Origin of the sequence: Dyella sp. KRB-257, from assembly GCF_049445995.1 — a bacterium.
In the GTDB taxonomy this organism is placed as follows: Bacteria; Pseudomonadota; Gammaproteobacteria; order Xanthomonadales; family Rhodanobacteraceae; genus Dyella_A.
The window spans coordinates 112,504-128,362 of the sequence record NZ_JBMSDZ010000009.1; the positions used below are offsets into that span (position 1 = coordinate 112,504).

Below are 15,859 nucleotides of genomic sequence, written 5' to 3' on the forward strand. Positions count from 1 at the left end.
GCGAAATGCTCCTGGCATCAAGCCTTGATGCTGGCCGGTCCGATCACGCGGGCGGCGTGGCCGCCGTCATAGCCGGCCATCCAGTCGAACAGGGTGGTCATCGAATCGCCGAACCATACACTGTCGCGCTGGCCGGGCTGTACAAAACCTTCGTCGACCATGTGGTCCATCAGGCCGCGCAGACCGGCGTAGTAGCCGCGCACGTCGAGGAAGGCGCACGGGTAGCGGTGCAGTCCGAGCTGCGCCCAGGTCAGCATCTCGAATATCTCGTCCATGGTGCCGAAGCCGCCGGGCAGGGCGACGAAGGCATCGGACAGTTCGTACATGCGGGTCTTGCGCTGGTGCATGGTGTCGACCACCACCAGTTCGGTCAGGCCGGTGTGCGCGACCTCTTTCTCGACCAGCTGGCGCGGGATCACCCCGATCACCTTGCCGCCGGCGGCCAGCACCGCGTCGGCCACCATGCCCATCAGGCCGACCTTGCCGCCGCCGTACACCAGCGCGATGCCACGGCGTGCGAGCTCGCTGCCGAAGTCGTGCGCCAGTGCGAGGTAGGCCGGATCGTTGCCGTTGGCGGAGCCGCAGTAGACGCAGAGGGAGGTGATGTGGGGCATGACGTTGCCTGTAGCGATCAGCAGGAAACCGTCATTCCAGCGCAAGCTGGAATCCAGTGACTTCCGGAGTTCACGCAAAAAGTCACTGGATTCCGGCTTGCGCTGGAATGACGGCGGAAGAGCAAGCGGCCCGCCCATGCCGCCACGAGCGGGCCGAAGGCGCCGGATCCCGGATCAACGCCCATCCATGGGCTGTCCGGGATGAGCGCATCCTTGTGGATGTGGATCCCGGATCAACGCCCATCCATGGGCTGTCCGGGATGAGCGCATCCTGCGCTCAATTGCCCTTGTGGATGGCGCGCTTGTCGACCGACAGGGCCGCTTCGTGCACGGCTTCGGACAACGTCGGATGCGCGTGGACGATGCGGGCAAGGTCTTCCGACGAGCCCTTGAACTCCATCGCCACCACGCACTCGGCGATCAGCTCGGATACGCCGGGGCCGACCATGTGCACGCCCAGGATGCGGTCGGTCTCGGCATGGGCGAGCATCTTCACCTGGCCGATCGCCTCGTTCATCGCCACGGCGCGGCCGATGGCGGCGAACGGGAAGCTGCCGACCTTGTACGGGACGCCGGCGTCCTTCAGTTCCTTCTCGGTCTTGCCGGCCCAGGCGATTTCCGGCTCGGTGTAGATCACCCACGGAATGGTGTCGAAGTTGACGTGGCCGGCCTTGCCGGCGATCCATTCGGCCACCGCCACGCCTTCCTCGGAACCCTTGTGCGCCAGCATCGGGCCGCGCACGGCGTCGCCGATCGCCCACACGCCGTCCACGCCGGTGTGGTTGTGCTCGTCGACCACGATGCGGCCGCGCTCGTCCAGTTTCACGCCGGTATCGTCGACCAGCAGACCGTCGGTGTAGGCGCGGCGGCCCACGGCCACCAGCAGCTTGTCCACCACCAGGTCGTGCGCGCCGTCCTTGTCCTCGTAGGTGAGGTGGACCTCGTTCTTCTTCACCTCGGCCTTGGCCAGCTTGGCGCCGAGCTTGACGGTGAGCCCCTGCTTGGTGAACTCCTTGAGGGCGAGCTTGGCGATGTCCGCGTCGGCGGCGCCGAGGAAATCGGGCAGCGCCTCGATCACGGTAACCTCGGAGCCTAGGCGGTTCCACACGCTGCCCAGCTCCAGGCCGATCACGCCGGCGCCGATCACGCCCAGGCGCTTGGGCACCTCGGTGAAGTCCAGCGCGCCGGCGTTGTCGACGATGTGCTTGCCGTCGAACCTGGCGAACGGCAGCTCGATCGGCACCGAGCCGGAGGCGAGGATCACGTTGGTGGCGCTGATGGTCTGCACGGCGCCGTCGTTGCCGGTGATCTCGACCTGGTTGCTGCCGCCGGTCCCGGATCCGAGCAGCTTGCCCTTGCCGAAGAACGCCGTGACCTTGCTAGCCTTGAACAGCTGGCCGATGCCGCCGGTGAACTGCTTGACGATCTTGTCCTTGCGGCCGATGAAGGTGGCCATGTCGACCTTGGCGTCCTTCACGCTGATGCCGTGCGCCGGCAGGTTGTGGCTGAGGCCGTAGAACTGCCTGGAGGAATCCAGCAGCGCCTTGGACGGGATGCAGCCCACGTTGAGGCAGGTGCCGCCGAGGACCGGCTTGCCGTCCTTGCCGACGAAGGCATCCACGCAGGCGGTCTTCAGGCCGAGCTGGGCGGCGCGGATCGCGGCCACGTAGCCGGCGGGGCCGGCGCCGATGACGATGACGTCGAATTTTTCGCTCATGTTTCAGGTTCCTCTGGAGCGTTGTCGCGCGCCGATGCGCTGCGGCGATGAGATGGAAAGGGGCGAGGGGCGAGGGGGGGAGGGGCGAGTTCCGGCATCCGGATTGCGTTGGCGCGTGGTCGTGCGCCCTCGCTACTCGCCCCTCGTCCCTCGCTTCTGTTCGATCAAAGCCCCAGCAGCATGCGCTGCGGGTTCTCCAGCTGGTTCTTGATGTCGACCAGGAACAGCACCGCGTCCTTGCCGTCGATGATGCGGTGGTCGTAGGACAGCGCCAGGTACATCATCGGCGCGGCTACAACCAAGCCGTTCTCGACGATGGCGCGCTCCTTGATGGTGTGCATCCCCAGGATCGCGCTCTGCGGCGGGTTGACGATCGGCGTGGACAGCAGCGAGCCGAAGGTGCCGCCGTTGGTGATGGTGAACGTGCCGCCCTGCAGGTCGTCCAGGCCGAGCTTGCCGTCGCGCGCCTTCCTGGCGTAGCCGGCGATGCCCTGCTCGACGTCGGCGAAGCTCATGTCCTGCACGTCGCGCAGCACCGGCGTCACCAGGCCCTTGTCGGTGGACACGGCGATCGAGATGTCCTGGTAGCCGTGATAGATGATGTCGTTGCCGTCGACCGAGGCGTTGATCACCGGGCGGCGCTTGAGCGCCTCGGCCGCGGCCTTGACGAAGAAGCTCATGAAGCCGAGCTTGATGCCGTTCGCCTTCTCGAACGACTCGCCCAGCGTCTTGCGCATCTTCACCACCTCGGCCAGGTTCACCTCGTTGAACGAGGTCAGCATGGCGATCGAGTTCTTCGACTGCATCAGGCGCTCGGCGATGCGGGCGCGGATGCGGGTCATCGGCACGCGCTCTTCCGGACGGGCGCCCGGCGTCGGCTTGGCGGCGGGCACGGCCGGCGCAGCGGCGGCGCCACCCTTGCCGTAGTTGACCAGGTCTTCCTTGGTCACGCGGCCGTCGCGGCCGGTGCCGGCGACCTTGGACGGGTCGATGTGCTCTTCCTCGGCGACGCGGCGGCCGGCCGGGGACAGCTCCTCGGTGCCCTTGCCGGCGGCCTTCGGTGCCTCGGCCTTGGCCGGCGCGGGCGCAGCCGCCTTGGCCTCGTCCTTCGCCGGGGCCGGCGCGGCGGCCGCGGCGCCTTCCTCGATGATCGCGATGACCTGCTCGCTGTTCACCGTGTCGCCTTCCTGGTGGCGGATTTCCTTGAGCACGCCGTCGACCGTGGAGGGCACTTCGAGCACGACCTTGTCGGTCTCCAGGTCGACGAGGTTCTCGTCGCGCTTGACCGCATCGCCGACCTTCTTGTGCCAGGTGGCGATGGTGGCGTCGGAGACGGACTCGGGGAGGACGGGGACTTTGACTTCGATGGACATACGGGGTCCTTGAGCTTGGGTGGGCGCCCATCCGTGGGCGCGGGAGCAAAGCGGCCGTCCCGGCCGCGCTGTTCGAAAAATCCTACTCGGCCGAATGGTCGGTGCCGATCGGGGCGGCCAGCGCCTGCTCGACCAGCGCCGCCTGCTCGGCGTTGTGCTCGTTGAGGTGACCGGCGGCCGGCGCCGCCGAGCGGGCGCGGCCGGCGTACGACAGCGTGTGCCTGGCGCCGATGCAGGCCTGCAGATGGTGGCGGATCTGGAACCACGCGCCCTGGTTCATCGGCTCTTCCTGGCACCAGATCACTTCCTTGGCGGAAGCGTACTTGTCCAATTCGGCGGTGACTTCCGGGCGCGGGAACGGGTACAGCTGCTCCACGCGCACGATGGCGACGTCGGTCAGGCTGCGCTTTTCCGACTCTTCCAGCAGGTCGTAGTAGACCTTGCCCGCGCACAGCACCACGCGCTTGACCTTCTTCGCCGGCAGCTCGCGGTGCTCGCCGATCACCAGCTGGAAGCTGCCGTTGGCCAGCTCGTCCAGGCTCGACACCGCCAGCTTGTGGCGCAGCAGCGACTTGGGCGTCATCACGATCAGCGGCTTGCGCACCGGGCGCAGCATCTGCCGGCGGATCATGTGGAAATCCTGCGCCGGGGTGGTCGGCACGCACACCTGCATGTTGTTCATCGCGCACAATTGCAGGAAGCGCTCGAGGCGGGCGGAGGAGTGCTCCGGACCCTGGCCCTCGTAGCCGTGAGGCAGGTACAGCGCCAGGCCGCACAGGCGGTTCCATTTCGACTCGCCGGAGCTGATGAACTGGTCGATCACCACCTGCGCGCCGTTGGCGAAGTCGCCGAACTGGGCCTCCCAGATGTGCAGCGTGTCGGGGTCGGTGGTGGAGTGGCCGTACTCGAACGCCATCACCGCCTCCTCGCTGAGCAGCGAGTCGATCACCTCGACGTTGGCGCCGTCGCGGATCGTGCCCAGCGGCAGGTAGGTGTGGCCGTCCTTCTGGTCGTGCAGCACCGCGTGGCGGTGGAAGAAGGTGCCGCGACCGGAGTCCTGGCCGACCAGGCGCAGGTTGTGGCCGCCGTCGATCAGGGTGGCGTAGGCCAGGTTTTCGGCGAAGCCCCAGTCGGCCGGCTGTTCGCCAGCGGCCATCTTGCGGCGGTCGTCATAGATCTTGGCCACGCGCGACTGCAGGGTGAGGTCGCCCGGCAGGTCGAGGATGCGCTTGGCCAGTGCCACCAGCTTCTGCTTCGGCACTGCGGTGTCCACGGCCTCCGACAGCGAATGGTTGTAGAAGCGACTCCAGTCGATCTCGAGGTCGCGCACCGGGGTCGGGTTGAACTTGGCCAGCGGTGCGCCGGCTTCCAGCCGCTCGCGATAGGCGTCCAGCCGCTTCCGGCCGTCGCCGTCGGCGATCACGCCGTCCTTCTGCAGCCGCTGGGCATAGAGGTCGCGGGTGGTCGGGCGCTTGCGGATGATCTGGTACATCAGCGGCTGGGTGGCCGCCGGCTCGTCGGCCTCGTTGTGGCCGTGGCGGCGGTAGCAGACCAGGTCGATCACCACGTCCTTGCGGAAGGTCCTGCGGAAGGCATGGGCCAGGCGGGTGACCTGGATCACCGCTTCGGGGTCGTCGCCGTTCACGTGGAACACCGGCGAGTTGACCATCTTGGCCAGGTCGGTGCAGTACATGGTGGAGCGGGCGTCCTGCGGGTTGGAGGTGGTGAAGCCCACCTGGTTGTTCACCACCACGTGCAGCGTGCCGCCGATGCGGAAGCCGCGGGCCTGCGACATGTTGAACAGTTCCATGTTCACGCCCTGGCCGGCCAGCGCGGCATCGCCGTGGATCAGCACGGCCATCGACTGCTGGTGTTCGGTGTCGCGGCGACGCAGCTGGCGCGCATGCACCGAGCCGGCGACCACCGGGTTGACGATCTCCAGGTGCGACGGGTTGAACGCCAGTGCCACGTGCACGCCGCCCCGGGGGGTCTTGAGGTCGGAGGAGAAGCCCATGTGGTATTTCACGTCGCCCGAGTAGGCCGGGTCGTCGATGTGCTCGAACTTGCCCTCGAACTCGTCGAACAGGATCTTCGGCGGCTTGCCCAGGATGTTGACCAGCACGTTGAGGCGGCCGCGGTGGGCCATGCCGATCACCAGCTCCTTGATGCCGTTGTCGCCGGACATGCGCACCACGTCGTCGACCAGCGGGATCAGGCTGTCGCCGCCTTCCAGCGAGAAGCGCTTCTGGCCGACGTACTTGGTGTGCAGGTAGCGTTCCAGGCCCTCGGTGGCGGTGAGCACGTCGAGCAGGTGGTGCTTTTCGTCGGTGGCCAGGCCCGGGTCGCCGTTGGCCTGCTCCAGCCGGCTGTAGATCCAGTTCCGCTGGGCGTGGTCGGAGATGTACATGAACTCGGCGCCGATGGTGCCGGTGTAGATCTTCTTCAGTCGCGCCAGCAGCTCGCGCAGCTTCAGGCGCTGGCCGCCGCCGGCGAAGGTGCCGCAGTCGAACTCGGTGTCGAGGTCGGACTCGGCCAGGCCGTGGAAGGGCAGGCCGAGGTCCGGCGCGTCCATCTTCTGCGCCAGGCCGAGCGGGTCGAGGTCGGCGGCGAGGTGGCCGCGCGAACGGTAGGCGGTCAGCAGGCGCAGCACGCCGGCCTGCTTGCGCGCGTGCGCGTCGTCGACCGGGCCGGCGGCCACCACGACGCCGCGACGCTGCTTCTGCGCCGCTTCGATACGCGCAATGGCCGCGGTGTGGGAGACATCTCCCGACGCGCGGCCATTGAAGTTCTGGAAGTAGCTGTTCCATTCGGCGGGAACGGAGCCGGGGTCGCTCAGCCAGGCGTCGTACAGCGCTTCGACATAATCGGCGTTGCCGCCTGCGAGTTGGGAGGATTCGAAGAACTCGCGAATCAGGTTTGTACTCACGTCACCACCGGTCGGGGAAGGGAGGCCGCCCGCGCTGCCCTTGGTGCAGCAGAAGGCTGGCAAAAATCTTGTTAATTATAGCCCCGGGCTGCTGCGATGCGGCAACCCGTACCGACCATCGAATGTGCCCGCGTTCGGCCAAATCAAGGGGGCGGCGCCGGATCGAGCGAGGGCGGATGCGGCTTGCGCAGGATCGGCACGAGCGTGCGGCACGCTGCCGCTCGTTCAGCGGCTGGCTACAGATCCAGCGCCTGCAGTTCGGTGGCCGGCACCGAGCGCTCCCAGATCTCGTCGAACTGCTGCGCCAGCGGCGCCTGACCGGCGCGGTCGCGGCGGGCGGCGCGCCCCGGCGGGCGGTCGTACTCGGGCAGGAACAGGTAGCCGCCGGCATCGTTGAGCAGCCAGCCGGCGCGCTGGGCCAGGTCGATCTCGTCCACCGGGCGGCGCACCTGGATCACGCTGGACAGCCGCTGCACCAGGGCGAGCAGCCGGTGGCCGTCGCGCAGCGCGGCGCCCGGATCGTGCAGCAGCAGGCGGATGCGCGCGCCGCGGCCGGACGTGGCGATGCGGCGGATCTGTTCCAGTTCCGCCGGGCTGGCGAAGTGCTCGCTGTCCAGCGCCGGCAGGCCGAACTCCTCCACGAACACCGTCCGCCGCAGTGGACGGATCGTCTCGCGATCGCCGGCGCGCGCCCAGTCGGCGCTGACGATATGGAAGGGTTCGAGCCTCATCGGCGGCGCGGCTTGCGCGACACCAGGTGGCCGTCGTCCAGCAGTGCGCCGAGCAGGCTGCGCTCGGCGGCATCCAGTGCGCCGTCGAGCACGAACTCGCGCTCGGCGCACAGCAGCTGCGCCAGCCGCTGGCTGGCCGGATAGGCGTGGCCGTTGGCGAACAGCGTGCAGCCGGCGTGGGTGCGCGCCCAGGCCATGCGCGACCACGGGTGGCGCAGGAAGCTGCTGCCTGACGCCAGCAACTTGTCCAGCGTCGCCGGCGTGGTCGGTCGATCCGCCGGCGCGGGATGCTGCGCCAGCCGGTAGCGGGTGATGAACTGGCCGAACCAGTCCAGCAGGGTCGCGTCGTTGTAGGCGGTGGCGAACGGCAGGGCGGTGCGCAGACGCTCCAGCGCGCCGCGGTCGATTTCGCCGGGATGGCGCGCGGGGCTGAGGTCCGGGTCGGTGTAGCGCGCTTCCTCGGGCAGGCGTTCGGCGAGGTAGTCGGCGAGGTCGCCGATCAGCTCGGCCTGCGACGGCGCGCGCATGCCCACCGAGAACGTCATGCAGGCTGCGCCGATGGCCACGCCGTCGTGCGGCACGCCCGGCGGCAGGTAGAGCATGTCGCCCGGTTCGAGCAGCCACTCGTGGGTGGGCTCGAAATGCGCGAGCTGCTTGAGCTCCACGTCCAGGCGGAAATCCTTCGGCGCGTCCGGGTCGGTGCTGATCGCCCAATGCCGCTGGCCCAGGCCCTGCAGCAGGAACACGTCGTACTGGTCCACATGCGCGCCCACGCCGCCGCCGGGCTCGGCGTACGACACCATGATGTCGTCTACGCGCCAGCTCGGCAGGAACGAAAACGGCTCCAGCAGCGCGGCGACGTCGGCGTCCCACTTGTCCACGTCCTGCACCAGCAAGGTCCAGTTGGCGTCGCCGGTGGTGGCGAAGTCGGCCTCGGCCAGCGGGCCGGTCTTGACCTGCCAGCGGTCGCGCTTTTCGTCGTGGCGGATCAGCCGCGACAGCGCGCCTTCCTCGCAGGCCAGGCCGGCGAGGTCCTCCGGCGCGATCGGCGGCACGAAACCGGGGAAGGCGTTGCGCACCAGCAGCGGATGCTTCTGCCAGTAGTCGCGCAGGAACTGGGCGGCGGACATGCCGAGCGGCTGGCGCGCAGAGCCGCGCACCTCGATCGGCAGCGGCTTGCGGGAAGGGGAGGAGATGGCCATCCGCGCATTGTAGCCGCGGCGCCGGGGCATGACGCCGCGGCATAAGCACATCGCCAATCATCCTTTGGGCGAGGCACCCGCGCGGGGCAAGCTGCAGCGATCCCGTTTGGACGTCCAAAGGTTGTCGCCGTGAATGCACTGCAGGCCCACCTCGCCAGCTCGCCCGGCCTGGCCGACGACCGCCAGGCGCTGTTGCGCCAGCTGGTCGACGGGCTCGATCCGGCCGAGCTCTACTGGATCGCCGCCTGGGTGGCCAACCAGGCGGCGCATCCGACGGCGCGCCCGGGCGTGGCCGGCCCGGCGCACAGCGCGCGCCTGACGGTGCTCTACGGCAGCCAGACCGGCAACGCACGCCGCATCGCCGAACGCTTCGCGGCGCAGGCGGAAGCGGCCGGCCTGCCGGTGCGACTGCTGCGCGCCGGCGCCTACGCCACCCGCGAGCTGGCCGACGAGCGCTACCTTGCCGTGGTGGTGAGCACCCAGGGCGAGGGAGAGCCGCCGGACGACGCGCGCGGCTTCGTCGAATTCCTCGCCTCGCGCCGTGCGCCGAAACTGCCGAAGCTGCACTACACGGTGCTCGGGCTGGGTGACTCCAGCTACCCGCAGTTCAACGCGATGGGCCGCACGCTGGACGCCCGCCTGGCCGAGCTGGGCGCGCAGCGGCTGGCGCCGTTGGCCGAGGCCGACGTCGACATCGAGCCGGTGGCCGCGCCGTGGACCGAAGGCGCGCTGGCGCTGCTGCGCGAACGGTTCGCGCATGACGCGCCGATCGCCTCGGTGACCCCGCTGCGGGTCGCCGCGACGCGGCCCCAGTTCCATCGCGAGCGCCCGTTCGCCGCACCGGTGCTGGCCAACCAGCGCATCGTGTCGCGCGCCAGCGAGCGCGACGTGCGCCACGTCGAGCTTTCGCTGGAAGGTTCCGGTCTGCGCTATGCGCCGGGCGATGCGCTGGGCGTGTGGCACCGCAATCCGGCCTCGCTGGTGACGGCGTTCCTCACCGTGCTGTCGCTGGATGGCGACAGCGCGGTGACCCACGACGGCAAGACGCAGCCGCTGCGCGAATGGCTGGCGCGCGAACGCGAACTGACCCGGCTCAGCCGTCCGCTGGTGCAGGCAGTGGCCGAGCGGGCCGACAGCGATGTGCTGCGCGCCGCGCTGGAACAGCCCGAGGCGATCAGGCAACTGCTGGCCAGCCATCAGCCGATCGACCTGCTGCGCGCGCATCGCGCCGACTGGGACGCCGCCGCGCTGGTCGCCGCGTTGCGACCGCTGACGCCGCGGCTGTATTCGATCGCCTCCAGCGCGCGGGCGGTGGGCGAGGAGGTGCACCTCACCGTCGCCGTGGTCGACTACCACGCGCACGGCGAAGCTCACCTCGGCGCCGCCTCGCGCTGGATCGCCGAGGCCGGCGAGGACGCCACGCTGGACGTCTTCGTCGAGCCGAACGAGCGCTTCCGCCTGCCCGCCGACGGCGCGCGCGACGTGATCATGATTGGTCCCGGCACCGGCGTGGCGCCGTTCCGCGCCTTCGTGCAGGAGCGCCAGCAGGCCGGCGCCAGCGGTCGCAACTGGCTGGTGTTCGGCAACCGGCACGGTGCCGACGACTTCCTCTACCAGGTCGAGTGGCAGCAGGCGCTCAAGGACGGCGCGCTGCATCGTCTCGACGTGGCCTTCTCGCGCGACCAGGCCGGGAAGCGCTACGTGCAGCACCTGCTGCGCGAGCGCGGCGCCGAGCTGTACACCTGGCTCGCCGGCGGCGCCCACCTGTACGTCTGCGGCGACGCCGCGCAGATGGCGAAGGACGTGCACGCCGCCCTCGTGGAGATCGTCGCCTGCCACGGCGGCAAGACCCCCGAGGCCGCGCAGGCCTGGCTTTGCGAACTCCTGCAGGACGGGCGCTACGCCCGCGACGTGTACTGAAATGAGCGAGCCCACTCCCTTGCCCGTGTCCGAGATGGAGCACATCAAGGCGGCCAGCCGGCTGCTGCGCGGGACCATCGCCGAAGGTCTGGCCGACCCGATCACCGGTGCGATCAGCGACGACGACAACAAGCTGCTGAAATTCCACGGCAGCTACCAGCAGGACGACCGCGACCTGCGCGACGAGCGCCGCCGGCAGAAGCTGGAGCCGGCGTACGCCTTCATGATCCGCGCACGCCTGCCCGGCGGCGTGGTGACGCCGGCACAGTGGCTGGCGTTCGACCGCATCGCCACCGAACACGCCAACGGCACGCTGCGCATCACCACGCGGCAGACCTTCCAGTGGCACGGCGTGATCAAGCGACGGCTCAAGCCCACCCTGCGGGCCATCCACGACGCGCTGGCCACCACCATCGCCGCCTGCGGCGACGTGGTGCGCACCGTGGTCAGCAGCGCCAACCCGCTGCAGCCCGATACGCACGCGCTGGCCTACGCCTGGGCGGCGAAACTGTCCGAGCATCTGGAGCCGCAGACGCGGGCGTACCACGAGATCTGGCTGGACGGCGAAAAGGTCTCCGGCGACGAGCACGAGCCGCTGTACGGCCCGACCTACCTGCCGCGCAAGTTCAAGATCGGCCTGGCCATCCCGCCGCTCAACGACATCGACGTGTTCGCCCAGGATCTTGGCCTGATCGCGATCATCGAGGACGGCCAGCTGCTCGGCTTCAACGTCGCCATCGGCGGCGGCATGGGCGCCAGCCACGGCGATCCCACCACCTATCCGCGCCTTGCCAGCGTGATCGGCTTCGTCGCGCCGGAGCAGTTGATCGCCGTGGCCGAGGGCGTGGTCGGCGTGCAGCGCGACTGGGGCAACCGCAGCGAGCGCAGGCACGCGCGGCTGAAGTACACGCTGGACCATCGCGGCCTGGACGCCTTCGTCGCCGAGCTGGAGTCGCGGCTCGGCTTCGCGCTGGCGCCGGCGCGGCCGTACGCGTTCGAGCACAACGGCGACCGCTACGGCTGGACCGAAGGCGAGGGCGGCCGCTGGCACCTCACCCTGCACATCGAGGCCGGCCGCCTCGCCGATGTGGGCGCGGTGCGCTCGCTCAGCGGCCTGCGCGAGCTGGCGAAGGCCCACACCGGCAGCTTCCGCATGACCTGCAACCAGAACGTGATCGTGGCCGACGTGGCCGTGGCCGATCGGGCACGCATCGACGCGCTGGTCGCCGAATACGGCCTGGATGGCTACGCCAAGGCCAGCCCGATCCGCCGTCACGCCGTGGCCTGCGTGGCGCTGCCCACCTGCGGGCTGGCGATGGCCGAGAGCGAGCGCTACCTGCCGGAGCTGCTGCCGAGGCTGGAGGCGCAGCTCGACCGCCACGGCCTGGTCGATGCGCCGATCCTGCTGCGCCTGTCCGGCTGCCCCAACGGCTGCTCGCGGCCCTACCTGGGCGAGATCGCGCTGGTCGGCCGCGCGCCGGGCCGCTATGACCTGCGCCTGGGCGCCGACTTCCGCGGCCAGCGGCTCAACCGCATCTACCGCGAGAACATCGACGAGGCCGCCATCCTCGCCGCGCTCGATCCGCTGTTCGCCCGCTACGCCGCCGAGCGCGACGCGGGCGAGGGCTTCGGCGATTTCCTCGTGCGCATCGGCGAGGTCAGCGCGCCGCAGAAGATTCCCGCGCAGGTGATCGCATGAACCCCGCCTACCTCGACGCCGCCGCCCGCGATCCGGCCGTGCTCGGTCGGCTGGACGCCTGGCTGGGTCGGCTCGATGCGGTCGAGCGGGTGCGCTGGATAGTGCGCAACGTGCCGGGTCCGCTGGTGCTGTCGTCCAGCTTCGGCGCGCAGTCGGCGCTGATGCTGCACCTGGTCACGCGCGAGCAGCCGGACATCCCGGTGGTGCTGATCGACACCGGCTACCTGTTCCCTGAGACCTACCGCTTCGTGGACCAGCTCACCGACCGCCTCAAGCTCAACCTCAAGGTCTACCGCCCGGCGCTGAGCCCGGCGTGGATGGAGGCCCGTCACGGCCGGCTGTGGGAACAGGGCGAGGAGGGCATCAAGCGCTACAACGAGCTGCGCAAGGTGGAGCCGATGCAGCGTGCGCTGGCCGAGCTCGGCGCCTCGGGCTGGTTTTCCGGCCTGCGTCGCGTGCAGTCGCGCAGCCGCGAGCGGATTGCCTTCGCGCAGCGTCGCAAGGGCCGCTGGAAATTTCACCCCGTCGCCGACTGGCGCGACCGCGACGTGGGCCAGTACCTCGCCCAGCACGGATTGCCCTACCACCCGCTGTGGGAGCAGGGCTACGTGTCGATCGGCGACGTGCACACCACGCGGCCGTGGCAGCCCGGGATGGCGGCGGAGGACACGCGGTTCTTCGGGCTGCACCGGGAGTGCGGCTTGCACGAGGCGGTGTAATGCCGAGAGTTGCCGGTTCATCGCCAGCCGGTTCATGTCCCCCTCGCCGTCGTTCCAGCGAAAGCTGAAATCCAGTGCCTTTCGACACTGCAAAGAGGCGCCGGATCCCGGCTTTCGCTGGAATGACGGGCGGTGGTTTTCGAGGAAGGCACGTTCTTTCGTCTCCCGCGGCTTCAGCATGGCCGAAGCGCCGTCACGCAGCTTGTCAAACCCTTGCCGCCACTGGCTTCACCGCCCCTTTCGCCGCCCGCTCGCGCCAGGTCGGCGCCGTCGGCCATTCCACCGCCTCGCCGCTGGACACATGCCGCGCCACCGCCTTGCGCTCCAGCTGCGGGGCGAAGCCGGTGATGAAGGCCAGCGCGAATTCGCGCAGCACGCTGTCCTTGCGCAGCACGATCCAGGTGGTGCAGGGCGCGAACAGCCGGTCGGCGGCGAGGATGCGCAGGTCGACACGGTCGGCGGGCAGCAGCGCCATCTCGGCCAGCACGCCCACGCCGAGGCCGGCGCGCACGTAGGTCTTGATCAGGTCGGCGTCGCTGGCGGTCATGGCGATCTGCGGCTGCAGGCCGGCGGACTCGAAGGTGCGGCGCAGCGAGGATTCGGGCTTGAGCGAGGAGTCGTAGCTCACCAGCGGCTGCGCGGCCAGTTCATCCAGCGTCGGTGCGCGGTCGAGCGCGGCCAGCGGATGCTCTTTCGGCACCACCACCCGACGCTGCCAGCGATAGGCGGGCAGCGCGATCACGCCGGCCGGCGGTGCGCCGGCGGTGCTGACCACGGCCAGGTCGACGCCGCCGCTTTCCAGCAGCCCCAGCAGCTCGGCGTCGGCGGCCGGCTGCAGGTGCACGCTCACTTCCGGGTAGCTGCGGCTGAGCGCGGCGATCGCGCCGGGCAGGGCGAAGCGCGCCTGGGTGTGGGTGGTGGCGATGCGCAGCGTGCCGCGCGCCTCGTTGCGCAGGTTGGCCGCCACCGACTGGATGTTGCCCACCTCGGCGAGGATCGTCCGCGCGCGTTCCAGCACGTGGGTGCCGGCGTGGGTGATCGCATCCAGGCTCTTGCCCTTGCGGTTGAACAGCTGGAAACCCAGTTCCTCCTCCAGTTGCTTGAGCTGCTTGCTCAGTCCCGGCTGGGTGGCGTGCACGCGCTCGGCGGCCAGGGTGATGTTGAGCCCGGAGTCGGCGATCGCGATCAGGTAGCGCAGCTGGGTCAGCGTCATGCGGGCGCTCCGCGGCGGCCTGCGCGGGAGGCGGGCGCAGGCGACAGGCTGGCGGTGGAGTGTGTTTTCATTTGGACGTCTATACATCCGATTTGTGCGGTGCGTCAAGCGCGGGGTACGGTGGGTTGATTCATAACCTGCCGGCATATCGCCCATTCGATAAATCATTTGTGGCCGCGGGCTTGCCTGCCTAGCTTGGCCGGATGCGCCGCCCGGCGCGGCGTACCGAGTAATGCCCCCGATGAAGCTCTATCCGCTGTTCGCCGATCTCGTCGACCGCCCCGTACTGGTGGTCGGCGGCGGCGCGGTGGCCGAGCGCAAGACCGCCGCGCTGGTGGAGGCCGGTGCGCGCGTCACCGTGGGTTCGCCCGCCCTGTCGCCGCTGCTGGCGCAGTGGGCGCAGGCCGGTCGCATCGTGCACGTCGCCGGCCGTTTCGAGGCGCGCTGGCTGGATCATGCGTGGCTGGTGATCGCCGCCACCGACGATGAGGCGCTGCACCAGCGCATCGTCGAACTGGCCGCCGCGCGACGGCTGTTCTGCAACGTGGTGGACGACGCCGCGCGCTGCAGCTTCCACGTGCCGGCGGTGATCGACCGCGCGCCGCTGACCATCGCCATCTCCAGCGGCGGTGATGCGCCGATGTTGGCGCGGCTGATCCGCGAGCGGCTGGAGACGCTGCTGGATCACTCGCTCGGCGCGCTGGCGATGCTGGCCGCGAGGCTGCGCAAGCGCATCCGCCTGCGGCATCCCGAGCCGGCGATGCGGCGGCGCTTCTACGAGCAACTGTTCGCCGGCCCGGTGGCCGACATGGTGCGTCGCGGCCGGCCCGACGCGGCGCAGGCCGAGGCCGAGCGGTTGCTGGCCTCGGCCGGTGTGGCTACGCAAGGCAGTGTGGTGCTGGTCGGCGCCGGTCCGGGCGATCCGGGCCTGCTCACCCTGCGCGCGCTGCGCGCGATGAACGAGGCCGACGTGATCCTGCACGACCGGCTGGTCAGCGCCGAGGTGCTGGCGCTGGCGCGCCGCGACGCCGAGCGCATCGAGGTGGCCAAGGAAGCCGGTCGCCACCACACCACGCAGGACGGCATCCACGCGCTGATGCTTGAACACGCGCGCGCCGGCCGGCGCGTGGTGCGACTGAAGGGCGGCGACCCGTTCGTGTTCGGCCGCGGCGGCGAGGAGCTTCAGTTCCTGCGCGCGCACGACATTGCCTACGAAGTGGTGCCCGGCATCACCGCGGCGGTGGCCTGCGCCGCGTACGCCGGCATCCCGCTCACGCATCGCGACCACGCGCAGTCGGTGCGCCTGCTCACCGCGCACTGCAAGGCCTCGCACGACACGCTGGACTGGCCCGCGCTGGCGCGCGAACGGCAGACGCTGGCGGTGTACATGGGCGTGTCGCAGCTGGAGGCGTTCCAGCAGCGGCTGATCGCCCACGGTCGCGCCGCGTCGACGCCGTTCGCCCTGGTGGAGAACGGCTCGCGGCCGCAGCAGCGGGTGGTCACCGGCACGCTGGGCCAACTGGCACGCCGCGCCGCGGAGCAGGCGGTGCGGTCGCCGGCGCTGCTGATCCTGGGCGAGGTGGCCGCGCTGGCCGAGTCGCTGGCGTGGTTCGGTGCGCCGCCGGTGGGCGAGCGGGGGCATGGCATCCCACCGCGCCGCGCGTCCGCATCGTCCGGCGCATCGGTCGACGCGCTGGCGGCCATTCACCATGTCTGAACACGCTTTCCCCACCGTCGGCGCATCA

11 protein-coding genes are annotated in these 15,859 nt (G+C 69.9%); 4 read left to right on the forward strand and 7 right to left on the reverse strand.

Annotated elements, in window-relative coordinates:
* Nucleotides 1–17: 17 nt before the first annotated feature.
* The 6 genes from ACO2Q2_RS09445 to ACO2Q2_RS09470 form a co-directional block, all read right to left on the reverse strand.
* The gene (locus ACO2Q2_RS09445; RefSeq protein WP_423255515.1) at nt 18–614 is read right to left on the reverse strand and encodes a TIGR00730 family Rossman fold protein; all 597 of its coding nucleotides are present in this window, start codon (nt 612–614) and stop codon (nt 18–20) included.
* Nucleotides 615–891: 277 nt separating this feature from the next.
* The gene (gene lpdA, locus ACO2Q2_RS09450) at nt 892–2,331 is read right to left on the reverse strand and encodes a dihydrolipoyl dehydrogenase (protein WP_423255516.1); all 1,440 of its coding nucleotides are present in this window, start codon (nt 2,329–2,331) and stop codon (nt 892–894) included.
* A 164-nt stretch (nt 2,332–2,495) separates the two neighbouring features.
* Complete coding sequence (gene odhB / locus ACO2Q2_RS09455) at nt 2,496–3,704, reverse strand: 2-oxoglutarate dehydrogenase complex dihydrolipoyllysine-residue succinyltransferase (RefSeq protein ID WP_423255517.1); 1,209 nt, start codon at nt 3,702–3,704, stop codon at nt 2,496–2,498.
* 82 nt (nt 3,705–3,786) lie between these two features.
* The gene (locus ACO2Q2_RS09460) at nt 3,787–6,630 is read right to left on the reverse strand and encodes a 2-oxoglutarate dehydrogenase E1 component (RefSeq protein WP_423255518.1); all 2,844 of its coding nucleotides are present in this window, start codon (nt 6,628–6,630) and stop codon (nt 3,787–3,789) included.
* A 236-nt stretch (nt 6,631–6,866) separates the two neighbouring features.
* Entirely contained in the window at nt 6,867–7,361 is a 495-nt protein-coding gene (locus tag ACO2Q2_RS09465; RefSeq protein ID WP_423255519.1) for a hypothetical protein, read from the reverse strand.
* Nucleotides 7,358–8,563 (reverse strand): JmjC domain-containing protein, encoded by a 1,206-nt coding sequence (locus ACO2Q2_RS09470; protein WP_423255520.1) that lies wholly within the window; start codon nt 8,561–8,563, stop codon nt 7,358–7,360. Before ACO2Q2_RS09470 ends, ACO2Q2_RS09465 begins: the two co-directional genes overlap by 4 nt.
* 129 nt (nt 8,564–8,692) lie before the next feature.
* On the opposite strand from ACO2Q2_RS09470, the gene ACO2Q2_RS09475 reads away from it, so the two are divergent.
* Genes ACO2Q2_RS09475 through ACO2Q2_RS09485 form a run of 3 tightly spaced genes read left to right on the forward strand, consistent with a single transcriptional unit; the run spans nt 8,693 to nt 12,901 of the window.
* Nucleotides 8,693–10,483 carry an assimilatory sulfite reductase (NADPH) flavoprotein subunit gene (locus ACO2Q2_RS09475; protein WP_423255521.1) on the forward strand — a complete coding sequence of 597 codons (1,791 nt, stop codon included), beginning with the start codon at nt 8,693–8,695 and terminating at the stop codon, nt 10,481–10,483.
* A 1-nt stretch (nt 10,484) separates the two neighbouring features.
* Nucleotides 10,485–12,182 carry an assimilatory sulfite reductase (NADPH) hemoprotein subunit gene (cysI, locus tag ACO2Q2_RS09480; protein ID WP_423255522.1) on the forward strand — a complete coding sequence of 566 codons (1,698 nt, stop codon included), beginning with the start codon at nt 10,485–10,487 and terminating at the stop codon, nt 12,180–12,182.
* Nucleotides 12,179–12,901, forward strand: coding sequence for a phosphoadenylyl-sulfate reductase (locus ACO2Q2_RS09485; RefSeq protein ID WP_423255523.1), 723 nt, complete (start codon nt 12,179–12,181; stop codon nt 12,899–12,901). Before cysI ends, ACO2Q2_RS09485 begins: the two co-directional genes overlap by 4 nt.
* Nucleotides 12,902–13,106: 205 nt before the next feature.
* Here ACO2Q2_RS09485 and ACO2Q2_RS09490 read toward each other — a convergent pair whose 3' ends face one another.
* On the reverse strand, nt 13,107–14,114 hold the full coding sequence (locus ACO2Q2_RS09490; protein WP_423255524.1) for a LysR substrate-binding domain-containing protein: 1,008 nt from the start codon (nt 14,112–14,114) through the stop codon (nt 13,107–13,109).
* A 241-nt stretch (nt 14,115–14,355) separates the two neighbouring features.
* On the opposite strand from ACO2Q2_RS09490, the gene cysG reads away from it, so the two are divergent.
* Entirely contained in the window at nt 14,356–15,831 is a 1,476-nt protein-coding gene (gene cysG / locus ACO2Q2_RS09495; protein WP_423255525.1) for a siroheme synthase CysG, read from the forward strand.
* Nucleotides 15,832–15,859: the final 28 nt, after the last annotated feature.